The organism is Shinella pollutisoli (genome assembly GCF_024609765.1).
GTDB classification, from domain to species: Bacteria; Pseudomonadota; Alphaproteobacteria; order Rhizobiales; family Rhizobiaceae; genus Shinella; species Shinella pollutisoli.
Map to the genome: position 1 here is coordinate 50,954 of NZ_JANFDG010000021.1, position 14,169 is coordinate 65,122.

Consider the following 14,169-nt stretch of genomic DNA (forward strand, 5'->3'; position numbering starts at 1 on the left):
CTCGATTTTCGGCCGCTATCGTGCGCCCGGGATCACCAGCACCTTGACCTCGCCCGGCCGCGGCGGATTGGCGACGGCATCGGGAAGCTCGTCGAGGCCGATGCGGCGCGAGACGAGGGGATCGACGGCAATCGCGCCGGAGGCGATCAGCGCCGCCGCGCGGCCATGCGTGAAGGGATTGAGGAAGGAGGTGAGGATCCTCACCTCGCGGAACAGCAGGTCGAAGGGCTCGAAGTCCACCTTCTCGCCCTGCGGCAGGACGCCGAGGATGACGACCGTGCCGCCGTTGCGGGCGAGCTTCGGCGCCTGGCGGACCGTCTCGGCGACGCCGGCGCATTCGATCACCACGTCCGCCCCGCCCGGCAGCAGGCCGCCGGGCTCGATGAGGCCGCAGTCGATGTCGCCGGTGCTCGCGTCGTGCGTGGCGGTCGCGCCGATCTCCTCGGCGAGCTTGCGGCGCGAGGCCTGGCGGGTGGAAAGCACGACGGAGGTCGCGCCGGCAAGGCGCGCGAGCTGCACGACGAGCATGCCGATCACCCCGCCGCCGAGCACGAGGACGGAGGAGCCGGGCAGGATGCCGGCCATGTCGACGCCGTGCAGGCAGCAGGCGAGCGGCTCGCAGAAGGCGCCATGCTCCGGTGGCAGCGAGAGCGGCAGCTCGTGCGCCTGCGCCTCCGGCACCAGCACGTATTCGGCGAAGCCGCCGTCGCGGTGGATGCCGATCGCCGTCAGGTTCTCGCAGAGATTGACGCGGCCGCGCCGGCATTGCGGGCAGCGGCCGCAATGGATGTTCGGGTCGCCGGTCACGCGCATGCCGGGACGGAAATGGGTCACCTCCGCGCCCGCCGCCTCGACGATGCCGGAGAATTCGTGGCCGAGCGTCACCGGCGGCCGGCAGGGGAACTCGCCGCGGAAGAGGTGGCGGTCGGTGCCGCAGATGCCGGCCGCCTCCACCCGCACCAGGAGCTCGTCCGGCCCCGGCGCCGGCTTCTCCACGTCTCGCACGAAAAATCCGCCGATCGATTCCAGCCGTCCCGCCTTCATGCCGTCCTCCCGCTGTTTCCGGCATAGGAGCGGGAACGGGCGGGACGGTCAAGGCCGGCCGCTTTTCGTTTTGCAAGGGCGTGCGGCCGGCCCTATAAGTCGTTGCAGGGGAACGAAATCGCAGACTATACGTTCCTCGGCCGTCAAATACGGGGGAAGCGCCATGGAATGGAAGGGTCGTCGCCAGTCGAGCAACATCGAGGACCGCCGCGGCACGGGTCCCGCCGGCGGCAGCAATCCGTTCGGCCGCGGCGGCGGCGGGTTCCGCATCCCGATGGGCGGCGGCGGACGGCGGGCCGGCGGCGGCTTCAGCCTCGGCACGATCATCTTCATGGTCGTCATCTATTTCGTGCTAAAGGCCATGGGCATCGACCTCCTCCAGGTGATGGGCGAGGGCGGGCAGGTCGGCATGCCGGGCTTCGAGCAGACGGAGACGGCGAGCCGGCGCTCCTCGCCGCAGGAGGAGGAGACCAAGGCCTTCATGGCGACGGTGCTCGCCGAGACGGAGGACACCTGGAACGGCATCTTCCAGGCTGCCGGATCGACCTATCAGGAGCCGAGGATGGTGCTCTTCTCCGGCTCGGTGCAGTCGGCCTGCGGCTTCGCCTCCGCAGCGACGGGCCCGTTCTACTGCCCCGGCGACAACAAGGTCTATCTCGACATGGGCTTCTTCGACGAGCTGGCGCGCAAGTTCGACGCCGCCGGCGACTTCGCGCAGGCCTATGTCGTCGCCCACGAGGTCGGCCACCACGTGCAGAACCTCACCGGCGTGCTGCCGCGCTTCAACCAGCAGCGCCGCTCGATGAGCGAGGTCGAGGCCAACCAGATGTCGGTGCGCGTCGAGCTGCAGGCGGACTGCTATGCCGGCGTCTGGGGCCACTACACGCGGCAGAAGGGCCTGCTGGAACAGGGCGACCTGGAGGAGGCGCTGAACGCCGCCACCCAGATCGGCGACGATACGCTGCAGAAGCGCATGCAGGGCTATGTCGTGCCGGAAAGCTTCAACCACGGCACGTCGGAACAGCGCCGCCGCTGGTTCAAGCGCGGCTTCGACAGCGGCCGGGTGGACGCCTGCGACACGTTCTCAGGCGATATCTGAGCGCAATTGGCCGGCCGCCTTGCGCGGGAAGAGCATGTCCTTCGCCGAGATCAGCGCGCCCGCGACGATGAGGCCGCAGGCGAGCGCCACCGACCAGTGGAAGGTGGCGTAGCCGAAGGCGAGCAGCGCCACGACCGAGAGCAGCGGCGCGGCATAGGACAGCGCGCCGAGCACCATGATGTCGCCGTGCTTGCAGCCCCAGTCCCAGGCATAGAAACCCGCGCCGAGCGGGATGGCGCCGAGCACGGCGATCGCCGTCCATTGCACGGGCGTCGCCGGCCAGACGGTCTCCTCCAGGCCGAGATGGAGGAGGAAGGCGACGGCGGCGGTGATCAGGCAATAGCCCGCCACCACGTCGACCGGCACCGCGCCGAACCGGCGCGACAGCACCGAATAGCCCGACCAGACGAAGGCGCAGAAGAGCGCGATCAGGTGGCCCGGCATCAGCCCGCCGGCAAGGCCGATCGCGCCGCCCCTGGTGACGATCGCCACGGCGCCGGCGAGGCCGAGCACGACGCCGGCGATATGATGGAGCCGCAGCCGTTCGCCCGGCAGGAACGAGGCGAAGACGACGATCAGCAGCGGCCAGAGATAGGCGATCAGGCTCGCCTCGACCGGCGGGGCCGACTGGATCGCGAAGAAATAGGCGCAGTGGTAGATGCAGAGCCCCGCGACGCCGAGCGCCCAGACCCGCCAGGGCTGCCGGAGCGCCTTCACCGCGCCGGGGCGGAACGGCCAGCTCAGCGCGCCGACCAGGCCGCCGAGGAAGAAGGTCATCGCCGCGAGCTGGAACGGCGGCACCGGCCCCGCCGCGGTGGAGAGCAGCGCGAGGAACGACCAGGTGAGGATGGCGATGAAGCCGACGAAGGTGGAAAGCGGTCTCGACATGGAAGGCCCGGAGGATTGCTGACGGGCGCTTATCGCACCGCTTGCCGCCGGACGCCATCGCGAAAGCAGCATCGCCCGTCGCGAACGGACGGGACGTGAAAACGGACCGATTCCGGCGAGATCGGCAGGTTTTTTCCACGAAACGGCCCGTTTGGGGTCCGTTTTCCTGCGAATTTGATGCGATCATCAAATCTATTCGTTTGATCAAAGCCAGAAGATGTGATCGGAAGCGCGACGAAAGGCAGGTCGACATGCACTATGCGCCGGCGCATCGCGAGGACAACAGCTGGGCCGCCCATTTCCGGGCGACGCTTTCGCTCGGCATCCCGCTGATCGGCGCGCAGCTCGCCCAGCTCGGCATCCACACGACGGACGTCGTCATCCTCGGGCGGCTAGGAGCCGCGCACCTGGCGGCGATCGTGCTGTCCGGCCAGTTCTTCTTCACCATCTTCATCTTCGGCTCGGGCTTCGCCAACGCGGTGATGCCGATGGTCGCGCAGGCCTATGGCCGCGGCGACACGGCGTCGGTGCGGCGCGCCGTGCGCATGGGCATGTGGGTGTCGATCCTCTTCGCGCTTGCCGCCGTGCCGCTGTTCTACCATGCGGAGGAGATCCTGCTTCTCGCCGGCCAGCGGCCGGAGGTGGCGGCGCTGTCCGGCCGCTATCTCGCCATCGCGCAGTGGGGGCTCGCGCCGGCGCTGCTCTTCATGACGCTGCGCGGCCTCGTCAGCGCGCACGGGCGCGCGGGCATCATCCTCTACCTGACGCTGCTGATCCTCGCGGTGAACGCCGTCTTCGCCTACGGGCTGGTGCTCGGCCGCCTCGGCATGCCGGCGCTCGGCATCGAGGGGGCGGCCATCGTCTCCGCGGGCGTCAACACGCTGAGCTTCGTGCTGATCGTCGCCTATATCCAGTGGCGGCCGGAGCTCAGCCGCTACGAGCTCTTCGTGCGCTTCTGGCGGCCGGACTGGCCGGCCTTCCGCGAGGTGGTGCATCTCGGCCTGCCGATCGGGCTGACGGTGCTCGCCGAGACGAGCCTGTTCGGCGGCGCCTCGCTCCTGATGGGCAATATCGGCACGCTGGAACTCGCCGCCCACGGCATCGCGCTGCAGCTCGCCTCGATCGCCTTCATGATCCCGCTCGGCCTCGCGCAGGCCGGCACGGTGCGCGTCGGCGTGGCGCACGGGCGCAGCGACGGCCTGGCGCTGGTGCGTGCCTCCTGGGCGGTGGTGGCGCTCGCCGCGGCGATCGCGATCGCCGGCGGGCTGCTCTTCGCGCTGATGCCGACGCGGCTCGCCTCCGTCTTCCTCGACGAGACGGCGGCGGATTCGGCGGCCGTGCTCGCCATCGCCAGCCCCTTCGTGGTGATCGCCGGCCTGTTCCAGCTCGTCGACGGCCTGCAGGCGATCGCCGCCGGACTGCTGCGCGGCCTCAAGGACACGCGGGTGCCGATGATCCTGGCGCTCGTCTCCTACTGGCCGATCGGCTTCGTCTGCGCCTGGTTCTTCGCCTTCCCGGCCGGCTTCGGCGGCATCGGCGTCTGGTTCGGCTTCCTGAGCGGGCTGGGGGCCGCGGCCCTCCTGCTCAACTGGCGCTACTATCGCTTCGCCCGCCGCATCGTCGCCGCGCACCGGTAAAGCGAAAGGCCCCGGAGTCTCCTCCGGGGCCTGAACCGTCCTGCCGGGTTGTCAGGCGCGTTCGGGGATCGCCGCCTCGCCCTTCTTCTCGCGCACGAGGTTGATGAAGCGGCGGAAGAGATAGTGGCTGTCCTGCGGGCCGGGCGAGGCCTCCGGGTGGTGCTGCACGGAGAAGACCGGCCTGCCGACGAGGCGCAGCCCGCAGTTCGAGCCGTCGAACAGCGAGACATGCGTCTCCTCGACGCCGTCGGGCAGCGTCGCCGAGGAGACGGCGAAGCCGTGGTTCATCGAGACGATCTCCACCTTGCCGGTCGTGTGGTCCTTGACCGGGTGGTTGGCGCCGTGATGGCCCTGGTGCATCTTCTCGGTCGTGGCGCCGAGCGCGAGCCCGAGCATCTGGTGGCCGAGGCAGATGCCGAAGATCGGGATGCCGCTGTCGATCAGCGCGCGGATGACCGGCACCGCATATTCGCCGGTCGCGGCCGGGTCGCCCGGGCCGTTGGAGAGGAAGATGCCGTCCGGCTCGAGGGCGAGCACCTCTTCCGCGCTCGTCGTCGCCGGCATGACCGTGACCTTGCAGCCGAGGCCGGTGAAGAGGCGCAGGATGTTGCGCTTGACGCCGTAGTCGAGGGCGACGATGTGGTACTTCGCGTCATCCTCGGCGAGCGTGTCGTAGCCCTCGTTCCAGACCCAGGGCTTCTCGCTCCAGCGCGAGGACTGGCCCGACGAGGCTTGCCTGGCGAGGTCGAGGCCGACGAGGCCGCCCCAGGCCTTCGCCTCCGCCTTCAGCGTCTCGATGTCGAAGACGCCGTTCGGGTCGTGGGCGATCACCGCGTTCGGCGCGCCGTTCTCGCGGATCCAGGCCGTCAGCGCCCGGGTATCGATGCCGGACAGGCCGATGATGCCGCGGGCCTTCAGCCACTGGTCGAGGTGCTTGGCCGCACGGTAGTTCGACGGGTCGGTGATGTCGGCCTTGAAGATGACGCCGACGGCGCCGTGGCGGGCGGCGGGCGTCAGGTCCTCGATGTCCTCGTCATTGGCGCCGATGTTGCCGATGTGCGGGAAGGTGAAGGTGACGATCTGGCCGAGATAGGAGGGGTCGGTCAGGATCTCCTGGTATCCCGTCAGCGCCGTGTTGAAGCAGACCTCGGCCGTCACCTTGCCGGTGGCGCCGATGCCCTTGCCCTCGATCACCGTGCCGTCGGCGAGGACGAGGAGGGCGGTCGGCTTTTCGGAGGTCCATGCGGGTGTCGCGGTCATGAGTATCCCGTTTCCGGCGTCGGGCGCGCGGCTTGAAAGCCGGGGGGCCGGACACCATTTTTGTGCAGGCAGGGGCGCGCGGAAGCCCGCGTTGGTTCGCCCCGGTTGCCGATTTTCGTGCAGGTGCCGGAAAATAGACAAAGCGGACGGCAGGGTCAACCGCTGCCCGCCGATTATCCGGAATTATAAGGCGCGCAGAATCAAGGGCTTGTGCAATCCGATTGCCGCAGGCCCCTTCGCCGGTCTATGAGCATGCGCTATCAGCAGAGGATCGAAGCCCGTCCCGCGGCCGGCGCCGGGAGGCTTCCAGTGGAGAAAGACATGCGTGATCAACTCGCAAACGCCCTCAAGGACGCGCTGAAGGCCAAGGACGCCTGCCGCGTCTCGACGCTCCGGCTGATCCAGGCGACGGTCAAGGACCGCGACATCGCCAATCGCGGCGTGGGCAAGGGCCCGGTCACGGACGAGGAGATCATGCAGATCCTCGCCAAGATGATCAAGCAGCGCGAGGAATCCTCGAAGATCTTCGCCGAGAACGGCCGTCCGGAACTGGCGGCGCAGGAGCGCCAGGAAATCGCCGTCATCGAGGACTTCCTGCCGGAGCAGATCTCCGAGGAGAAGATGAGGGCGCTCGTCGCCGCCGTCGTCACGGAGACCGGCGCGCACGGCCTGCGCGACATGGGCAAGTGCATGGCGGCGCTGCGCGAGCGCTACCCCGGCCAGATGGATTTCGCCAAGGCTTCCGGCGTGGTGAAGGACCTCCTCAAGTAGGACACCGGCCGATTCCAGCTTGGGAAAGGCGGCTTCGGCCGCCTTTTTCATGCGGCCGGCGGCCCGGCCCGGCGCGCGGAACCAAATGCCGCCGGCGTGGTTATACCCGGCAAGATTGGAGCCTGACGATGCCTCGCCGCGCGCGTGCATCGCTCGCCCCCGCATGCGTGAATGCCAGGCTGCCGGATGGTCAGGTCGCGCGTTCGAGCCCCGGCGGTCCTTCGACAACGGAGACCGAGCCGATGCGTTTCGCCCTTCTTCTGCTTTCCTTGAGCCCGTTCCTCTGCCCTCCGGCGCTCGCCCACGACGCGGCGAGCGGCTGGCAGTACGAGGCCTTCTGCTGCAACGGCAACAGCCACAACGGCGACTGCCAGATGATTCCCTCCGAGAAGGTGCGCATCATCGCCGGCGGCTACAAGATCACGCTCGCGCCCGGCGACCACCGGCTCGCCACGCGCAGCCACATCTTCCGCCTCTCGCAGGACACGACCCGCCGCTCGCAGGACGGCGAATACCATCTCTGTCTCTATCCCGACGAGAACACGCCGCGCTGCTTCTACGCGCCCGAGCTCGGTTTCTGAGCGCGGGACGGCTGGCGGCGGAAGCGCCGCATGGTTATATGAACCTCGACCGAGGTACCCATGCGCTTTTCCAATGCCTTTCTCGACGAGATCCGCGACCGCGTCCCGATTTCCGACGTGATCGGCAAGCGCGTGACCTGGGACCGGCGCAAGACCAACGTCTCGCGCGGCGACTACTGGGCCTGCTGCCCCTTCCACGGCGAGAAGTCGCCGAGCTTCCACTGCGAGGACCGCAAGGGCCGCTACCATTGCTTCGGCTGCGGCGTCTCGGGCGATCATTTCCGCTTCCTCACCGATCTCGACGGCCTCTCCTTCCCCGAGGCGGTGCAGCAGATCGCCGACATGGCCGGCATCGCCATGCCGCAGCCCGACCCGCAGGCCGAGCGGCGCGAGAAGGAGCGCATGGGCCTCGTCGAGGTGATGGAGATGGCCTCGCGCTTCTTCGAGGAGCAGTTGCAGACGCCGGCGGGCGCGCGCGCGCGCGCCTACCTGCGCGACCGCGGCCTTTCCGGCCGCACCATCGAGACCTTCCGCCTCGGCTACGCACCGGACAGCCGCAATGCGCTGAAGGAATTCCTCGCCGGCAAGGGCGTGCCGAAGGAGGCGATCGAGGCCTGCGGCCTCGTCGTGCACGGGCCGGACATCCCCGTCTCCTACGACCGCTTCCGCGACCGCATCATGTTCCCGATCCTGTCCCTGCGCGAGAAGGTGATCGCCTTCGGCGGGCGCGCCATGTCGCCGGACGCGCCGGCGAAATACCTCAATTCCAACGAGACCGAGCTCTTCCACAAGGGCAGCGTGCTCTACAACCACGCCCGCGCGCGCCGCGCCGTGCAGGACGCCGGCACGGTGATCGCCGTCGAGGGCTACATGGACGTGATCGCGCTGCACCAGGCCGGCATCGACAATGCGGTGGCGCCGCTCGGCACGGCGCTCACCGAGAATCAGCTCGACCTCATCTGGAAGATGACGCCGCAGCCGGTGCTCTGCTTCGACGGCGACGGCGCGGGCCTGCGGGCGGCGAGCCGCGCGGCGGACCTCGCGCTGCCGCATATCCGCCCTGGCCGCAGCGTGCGCTTCGCGCTCCTTCCCGACGGCAAGGACCCCGACGACCTCGTGCGCCACGAGGGCCGCACGCCCTTCGACGCGGTGATGGCGGGCGCGCGGCCGCTTGCCGACATGATCTGGAACCGCGAGGTGCAGGCAGGCCCCCTCGACACGCCGGAGAGCCGCGCGGAGCTGGAGGCGCGGCTTCGCCGCATCACCGGCACGATCGCCGACGAGGACGTGCGCCGCCATTACCAGCAGGAGATGCGCGACCGGCTCAACGCCTTCTTCCGCCCGGCACGGACTGCAGGCGGCGAGCGCGGCGGCTTTGCCGGCAACCGGCAGGGCGGCCGGGGCGGGCGCGGGAGCCAGCGGGAGCTCGCCGCCCCGGCGGGCGTCTCCGACCGGCTCGCCCGCTCGGCGCTGGTGCGCGGGGCGGAAGCGCTGCCGGCCCTGCGCGAAAGCGTGCTGGCGCTCACCATCGTCAACCATCCGGGCCTGCTCTTCGACGAGTACGACGAGATCGCCGCCATCGAATACGAGAACCGCGACCTGCAGCGGCTCTGGTCGGCGGCGCTCGGCATCGCCGGCTCGGTGGGCGCACGCCTCGACCGCGCCCGCCTCGTCGAGGAACTGGAGGCGGCCGGCTTCGCGATGCTTCTGAAGGGGCTCGAACAGCAGGTCCGCAATTCCCGCCTGTGGACCGCCACGATCGAGGCGGCGCCGGAGGATGCGCGCGAGGGCTATCTCCAGGCGATGGCGCTGCACAAGCGCACCCGTGCGCTGGTGCGTGAGCGCCGCGAGCTCGAACGCGACCTCGCGCAGGCCACCGAGGAGGGCGACGGCGAGCGCGTGCCGCAGATCCTGCGCGCGCTGCAGGAAGTGCAGCTCGAAACGGTGCGGCTCGAGAACCAGGAGGCGATCATCGACGGCTTCGGCGTGCTCTCCGGGCGGGTGAAGGGGCCGGCGGGGAAGTAGGGAGCTGTTGCGTGAGCCCCCCTCATCCGGCTGCCGCCACCTTCTCCCCGAGGGGAGAAGGGCAATGAGGCGAGGATTTCCTCCTTTTCCGGTTCAATTCCGAGGAAACCGGTACGTCATCTCCTTCTCCCCAGCGGGGAGAAGGTGGCGGCAGCCGGATGAGGGGGGCTCCCCAAATGCTTGCCACGCTACTCCCGGGCGGCCATAGTCCCCGCGCACGAGAAGACGGAAATCGCATGAACGACCATCGGCCACAGCAAAGCCCCCTCGACGTCCTCAAGCGCGTCTACGGCTACGATTCCTTCCGCGGCAAGCAGCAGGCGGTGATCGAGCACGTCACCGCGGGCGGCGACGCGGTCGTGCTCTTCCCGACGGGGGCGGGCAAGTCGCTCTGCTTCCAGGTCCCCGCACTCTGCCGTGACGGCGTCGGCATCGTCATCTCGCCGCTGATCGCGCTGATGCGCGACCAGGTGGAGGCGCTGAAGCAGGTCGGCGTCCGCGCCGCGGCCCTCAATTCGTCGCTGTCGCGCGAGGAGTTCTTCGCCGTGCGCGATGCGATGCGCAGGGGCGAGCTCGATCTTCTTTACGTCACGCCCGAGCGCATCGTCACCGACGGTTTCGCCGAGCTGGTGGCGGATGCGCGCATCGCTCTCTTCGCGATCGACGAGGCGCATTGCGTCTCGCAATGGGGCCACGACTTCCGGCCGGAATACCGCGCGCTCGGCGTCATCGGCGAGCGCTATCCCGGCGTGCCGCGCCTCGCGCTGACGGCGACCGCCGACCCGCACACGCGCGACGACATCGTCGAGCGGCTGGGACTGACGGGCGCAAGGATCTTCACCACCTCCTTCGACCGCCCGAACATTTTTTACGAGATCGCCGAGCGCGACCAGCCGCGCCAGCAGCTCCTGCGCTTCCTGTCGCGTCACGAAGGCGAGAGCGGCATCGTCTACTGCCTCTCGCGCGCCAAGGTGGAGGAGACGGCCGAATGGCTGAACGGGCAGGGCGTGCGGGCGCTGCCCTATCACGCCGGCTTCGACCGCGCGGTGCGCGACGCCAACCAGGACGCCTTCCTCAAGGAGGAGAATCTCTGCCTGGTGGCGACCGTCGCCTTCGGCATGGGCATCGACAAGCCGGACGTGCGCTACGTCGCCCATCTCGACCTGCCGGGCTCGGTCGAGGCCTATTACCAGGAGACCGGCCGTGCCGGGCGCGACGGCCTGCCGTCCGAGGCCTGGATGGCCTACGGGATGGCCGACGTGGTGCAGCGCCGCCGCATGATCGACGAGGGGGGCGCTGCCGACGAGATCAAGCGCGTCGAGCGCGCCAAGCTCAACGCGCTGCTCGCCATCTGCGAGACGGCCGGCTGCCGGCGCCAGGCGATCCTCGCCCATTTCGGCGAGGCGCATCCGGGCAATTGCGGCCATTGCGACACCTGCCGCAATCCGGTCGAGACCTGGGACGGCACGGAGGCGGCGATCAAGGCGCTCGCCGCCGTCTACCGCACCGGCGAGCGCTTCGGCGCGGCGCATGTCATCGACGTGCTCGTGGGGAACGTCAACGAGAAGACGCAGCGCTTCGGCCACACCGACATGCCGGTCTTCGGCGCCGGCAAGGATATTTCCCCGCGCGTCTGGCAGTCGATCTTCCGGCAGTTGCTGGCCATGGGCCTCGTCAGCGTCGACCATTCCGCCTACGGCGCCTTCAAGCTGGAGCCGGAGGCGCGCGCCGTCTTCCGTCACGAGCGACAGGTCTCCTTCCGCAAGGACCGCGCGCCGGCGGGCCGCAAGGCCTCGCGCGGCGGTGCCTCGGCACGGCCGGATCGCGCCAACCTTGCGGGCGCCGAACGCGACCTGTTCGAGCTGCTGCGGGCCGAGCGGCTCTCCATCGCCAAGGAGCTCGACGTGCCGCCCTACGTCGTCTTCCCGGACACGACGCTGATCGCCATGGCGAAGATGCGGCCGCGCGACCGGCTGGAGCTCCTCGACATTCCCGGCATCGGCGAGACCAAGCGCGACCGCTTCGGCGACGCCTTCCTCGCGGTGATCGAAGCCTTCGACGGATAGCGGGGTTTTTGCGGCCGGCCTGTCGGAACAATCGCGGCGGCTTCGTCCTTGGGACCTGTCATCACGGAGGACGGTCCCATGAAAGTCACGCAGCATCTCTGGTTCGAGAAGGACATGGAGGCGGCGATCCGCTTCTATACGTCGCTCATCCCCGGCTCGGTGCTGGAATGGATCAAACCGATCCCGGCCGATACGTCGAGCGAGCCGGCCGGCAGCGTGCGGATCGCGAGCTTCACGCTCGGCGACCAGCGCTACATGGCGATCGAGGCCGGGCCGCTCGATCCCTTCAACCACGCCTTCTCCATCATGGTCGAATGCGACACGCAGGCCGATCTCGACCGGCTCTGGGATGCGCTCAAGGAGGGCGGCGCGGTCGAGGCCTGCGGCTGGCTCCGCGACCGCTGGGGCCTGTCCTGGCAGATCGCGCCGGCGCGGCTCGGCGAGCTGATGAACGATCCCGACCCGGACAGGGCGCGGCGCGTCACCGAGGCCATGCTGAAGATGGTGAAGCTCGACATCGCAGCGCTGGAGGCGGCGGCCGCCGGATGAGATTGCCCCTCATCCGGCCTGTCGGCCACCTTCTCCCCGCGGGCGGGGAGAAGGGATGTGCCGTGCTGTCTCCACGACCGTCGAGCGTTCGCGGGGCAGGTCAGGGCGAGGGACGGGGCTGGCCGTTTTGCGAGAGCCGGACATGGACCGTCCCGGTGTCACATCCTGACCGTCATGCCGCCGTCGACCACCAGCACGTGGCCGTTGACGAAGGAGGCGGCGTCGCTGGCGAGGAACAGGGCGGCGCCGGCGATCTCGTCCGGCCGCGCCCAGCGCTGGACGGGAATGCGCTGGCGCACGAAGGGCATCAGGCTCTCGTCGGCGGCCATCGCCGCGTTGGTCTCCGTGGCGAACCAGCCGGGCGCGACGGCGTTGCTGGTGATGCCGTCCGGGCCGTATTCGACGGCCATGGCGCGCATCAGGCCGGTGAGCCCGTGCTTGGCCGCGGGATAGACGCCGTCGCCCGGCATGGCCACGTGCCCGTTGATCGAGGTGACGGCGATCAGCCGGCCGCGGCCCTGCCGCTTCATGATCGCGGCGGCGTCGCGCGACAATGTCGCGGCGGCGACGAGATCGGTGCGCAAGAGCGCCTCGATCGCTGCGTCGTCCATCCCGGAAAGCGGCCGACGGTCGCGCGCGCCGACATTGTTGACGAGGACGTCGAGCCGGCCGTGGTCGCGCTCGATTGCCGCGAGCAGCGCCTTCTGCGCGGCGCCGTCGGCGATGTCGAAGGCGGCGGCCGCGGCGCTGCCGCCGGCTTGCGCGATCGCCGCCACGGCGACGTCGAGCGTTTCGCGCGTGCGCCCCGTCACCACCACATGCGCGCCGGCCTCGGCGAGCGCCCTGGCGATCTCGAAGCCGAGCCCGCGCCCGCCGCCGGTGACGAGCGCCACGCGCCCCTTCTGCGAGAATTTGTCGATGATGCCCATGTCCGCATATCCCGTCCTGTTTCCGGTGATGTCAAGCTGCGGGCTGCAATGGCCGTGCCGCCATGCTAAGACAGCGTCCAATCATAATCATAAAGGGAGCCGCCCATGACCGCCGCCTTCCTCGCCCATCTTTCCGCCGAGCTCGACGCGCTCAAGGCCGCGGGCCTCTACAAGGCCGAGCGGGTCATCACCTCCAAGCAGGCCGGCATAATCGAGGTCGCCTCGGGCGAACGGGTGCTGAACTTCTGCGCCAACAACTATCTCGGGCTCGCCGACAGCGAGGACCTGGCGGAGGCCGCCAAGCGCGCGCTCGACCGCTACGGCTACGGCATGGCCTCGGTGCGCTTCATCTGCGGCACGCAGGAGGAACACAAGCAGCTCGAGGCGCGCATCTCGTCCTTCCTCGGCTTCGAGGACACGATCCTCTATTCCTCCTGCTTCGACGCCAATGGCGGCCTGTTCGAGACGCTGCTCTCCGAGGAGGACGCCGTCATCTCGGATGCGCTCAACCACGCCTCGATCATCGACGGCGTGCGTCTCTCCAAGGCCAAGCGCTTCCGCTACGCCAACAACGACATGGCGGCCTTGGAGGAGGAGTTGAAGAAGGCGGAGGGCGCGCGCTTCAGGCTAATCGCCACCGACGGCGTCTTCTCGATGGACGGCATCATCGCCAATCTCGGCGGCGTGTGCGACCTCGCCGAGAAATACGGCGCGATGGTCATGGTGGACGACAGCCACGCCGTCGGCTTCGTCGGCGCGAACGGCCGAGGCTCGATGGAGCATTGCGGCGTCGAGGGCCGCGTCGACATCGTCACCGGCACGCTCGGCAAGGCGCTGGGCGGGGCTTCCGGCGGCTATACCGCGGCAAGGCGCGAGGTGGTGGAGTGGCTGCGCCAGCGCTCGCGGCCCTATCTCTTCTCCAACACGCTCGCCCCGGTCATCGCCAGCGCCTCGCTGAAGGTCTTCGACCTGATCGAGAACGGCTCCGCGCTGCGCGAACGGCTCTATGCCAATGCCGATCTCTTCCGCTCCGAGATGACGAAGCTCGGCTTCAGGCTCGCGGGCGAGGGGCATCCGATCATCCCGGTCATGCTCGGCGAGGCGGCGCTGGCGCAGGAGATGGCGGCGCGCATGCTGGAGAAGGGCGTCTACGTGATCGGCTTCTCCTTCCCCGTCGTGCCGCGCGGGCAGGCGCGCATCCGCACGCAGATGTCGGCGGCGCACAGCCGGGCCGACGTTGAGAAAGCGATTCAGGTCTTCGCTGAGACGGGACGTGAACTGGGCGTGATTGTCTGAATCATCTGAATCGCTTGCGGAGGT

General features: G+C 69.2%; 12 protein-coding genes. 8 read left to right on the top strand and 4 right to left on the bottom strand.

Going from position 1 to position 14,169, the window contains the following annotated elements; genetic code table 11:
• Positions 1-15: 15 nt before the first annotated feature.
• The gene (locus NNZ72_RS17175) at positions 16-1,044 is read right to left on the bottom strand and encodes a zinc-dependent alcohol dehydrogenase family protein (protein WP_257316638.1); all 1,029 of its coding nucleotides are present in this window, start codon (positions 1,042-1,044) and stop codon (positions 16-18) included.
• A 163-nt stretch (positions 1,045-1,207) separates the two neighbouring features.
• Here NNZ72_RS17175 and ypfJ point away from each other — a divergent pair, with 163 nt between their 5' ends.
• Positions 1,208-2,143, top strand: a complete 936-nt coding sequence (ypfJ, locus tag NNZ72_RS17180; RefSeq protein WP_257316639.1) for a KPN_02809 family neutral zinc metallopeptidase — start codon at positions 1,208-1,210, stop codon at positions 2,141-2,143.
• Here ypfJ and yddG read toward each other — a convergent pair.
• On the bottom strand, positions 2,129-3,031 hold the full coding sequence (gene yddG, locus NNZ72_RS17185; RefSeq protein ID WP_257316640.1) for an aromatic amino acid exporter YddG: 903 nt from the start codon (positions 3,029-3,031) through the stop codon (positions 2,129-2,131). The genes ypfJ and yddG overlap by 15 nt on opposite strands.
• 251 nt (positions 3,032-3,282) lie before the next feature.
• On the opposite strand from yddG, the gene NNZ72_RS17190 reads away from it, so the two are divergent.
• Positions 3,283-4,668, top strand: coding sequence for an MATE family efflux transporter (locus NNZ72_RS17190; protein ID WP_257316641.1), 1,386 nt, complete (start codon positions 3,283-3,285; stop codon positions 4,666-4,668).
• A gap of 51 nt (positions 4,669-4,719) precedes the next feature.
• On the opposite strand, the gene carA is transcribed toward NNZ72_RS17190, so the two are convergent.
• Positions 4,720-5,928, bottom strand: coding sequence for a glutamine-hydrolyzing carbamoyl-phosphate synthase small subunit (carA, locus tag NNZ72_RS17195; RefSeq protein ID WP_257316642.1), 1,209 nt, complete (start codon positions 5,926-5,928; stop codon positions 4,720-4,722).
• A 321-nt stretch (positions 5,929-6,249) separates the two neighbouring features.
• On the opposite strand from carA, the gene NNZ72_RS17200 reads away from it, so the two are divergent.
• The 5 genes from NNZ72_RS17200 to NNZ72_RS17220 all read left to right on the top strand — a co-directional run bounded on the left by NNZ72_RS17200 (position 6,250) and on the right by NNZ72_RS17220 (position 11,920).
• Positions 6,250-6,699, top strand: a complete 450-nt coding sequence (locus NNZ72_RS17200) for a GatB/YqeY domain-containing protein (protein WP_257316643.1) — start codon at positions 6,250-6,252, stop codon at positions 6,697-6,699.
• 242 nt (positions 6,700-6,941) lie between these two features.
• Positions 6,942-7,280, top strand: coding sequence for a hypothetical protein (locus NNZ72_RS17205; protein WP_257316645.1), 339 nt, complete (start codon positions 6,942-6,944; stop codon positions 7,278-7,280).
• A 60-nt stretch (positions 7,281-7,340) separates the two neighbouring features.
• Positions 7,341-9,305, top strand: coding sequence for a DNA primase (gene dnaG, locus NNZ72_RS17210; protein WP_257316646.1), 1,965 nt, complete (start codon positions 7,341-7,343; stop codon positions 9,303-9,305).
• Between the two features lie 236 nt (positions 9,306-9,541).
• Positions 9,542-11,371 carry a DNA helicase RecQ gene (gene recQ / locus NNZ72_RS17215; protein ID WP_257316647.1) on the top strand — a complete coding sequence of 610 codons (1,830 nt, stop codon included), beginning with the start codon at positions 9,542-9,544 and terminating at the stop codon, positions 11,369-11,371.
• Between the two features lie 78 nt (positions 11,372-11,449).
• Positions 11,450-11,920 (top strand): VOC family protein, encoded by a 471-nt coding sequence (locus NNZ72_RS17220; protein WP_257316648.1) that lies wholly within the window; start codon positions 11,450-11,452, stop codon positions 11,918-11,920.
• Between the two features lie 158 nt (positions 11,921-12,078).
• On the opposite strand, the gene NNZ72_RS17225 is transcribed toward NNZ72_RS17220, so the two are convergent.
• Entirely contained in the window at positions 12,079-12,849 is a 771-nt protein-coding gene (locus NNZ72_RS17225; protein WP_257316649.1) for an SDR family oxidoreductase, read from the bottom strand.
• 105 nt (positions 12,850-12,954) lie between these two features.
• Here NNZ72_RS17225 and NNZ72_RS17230 point away from each other — a divergent pair, with 105 nt between their 5' ends.
• Positions 12,955-14,145, top strand: coding sequence for a glycine C-acetyltransferase (locus NNZ72_RS17230; protein WP_257316650.1), 1,191 nt, complete (start codon positions 12,955-12,957; stop codon positions 14,143-14,145).
• Positions 14,146-14,169 lie beyond the last annotated feature (24 nt).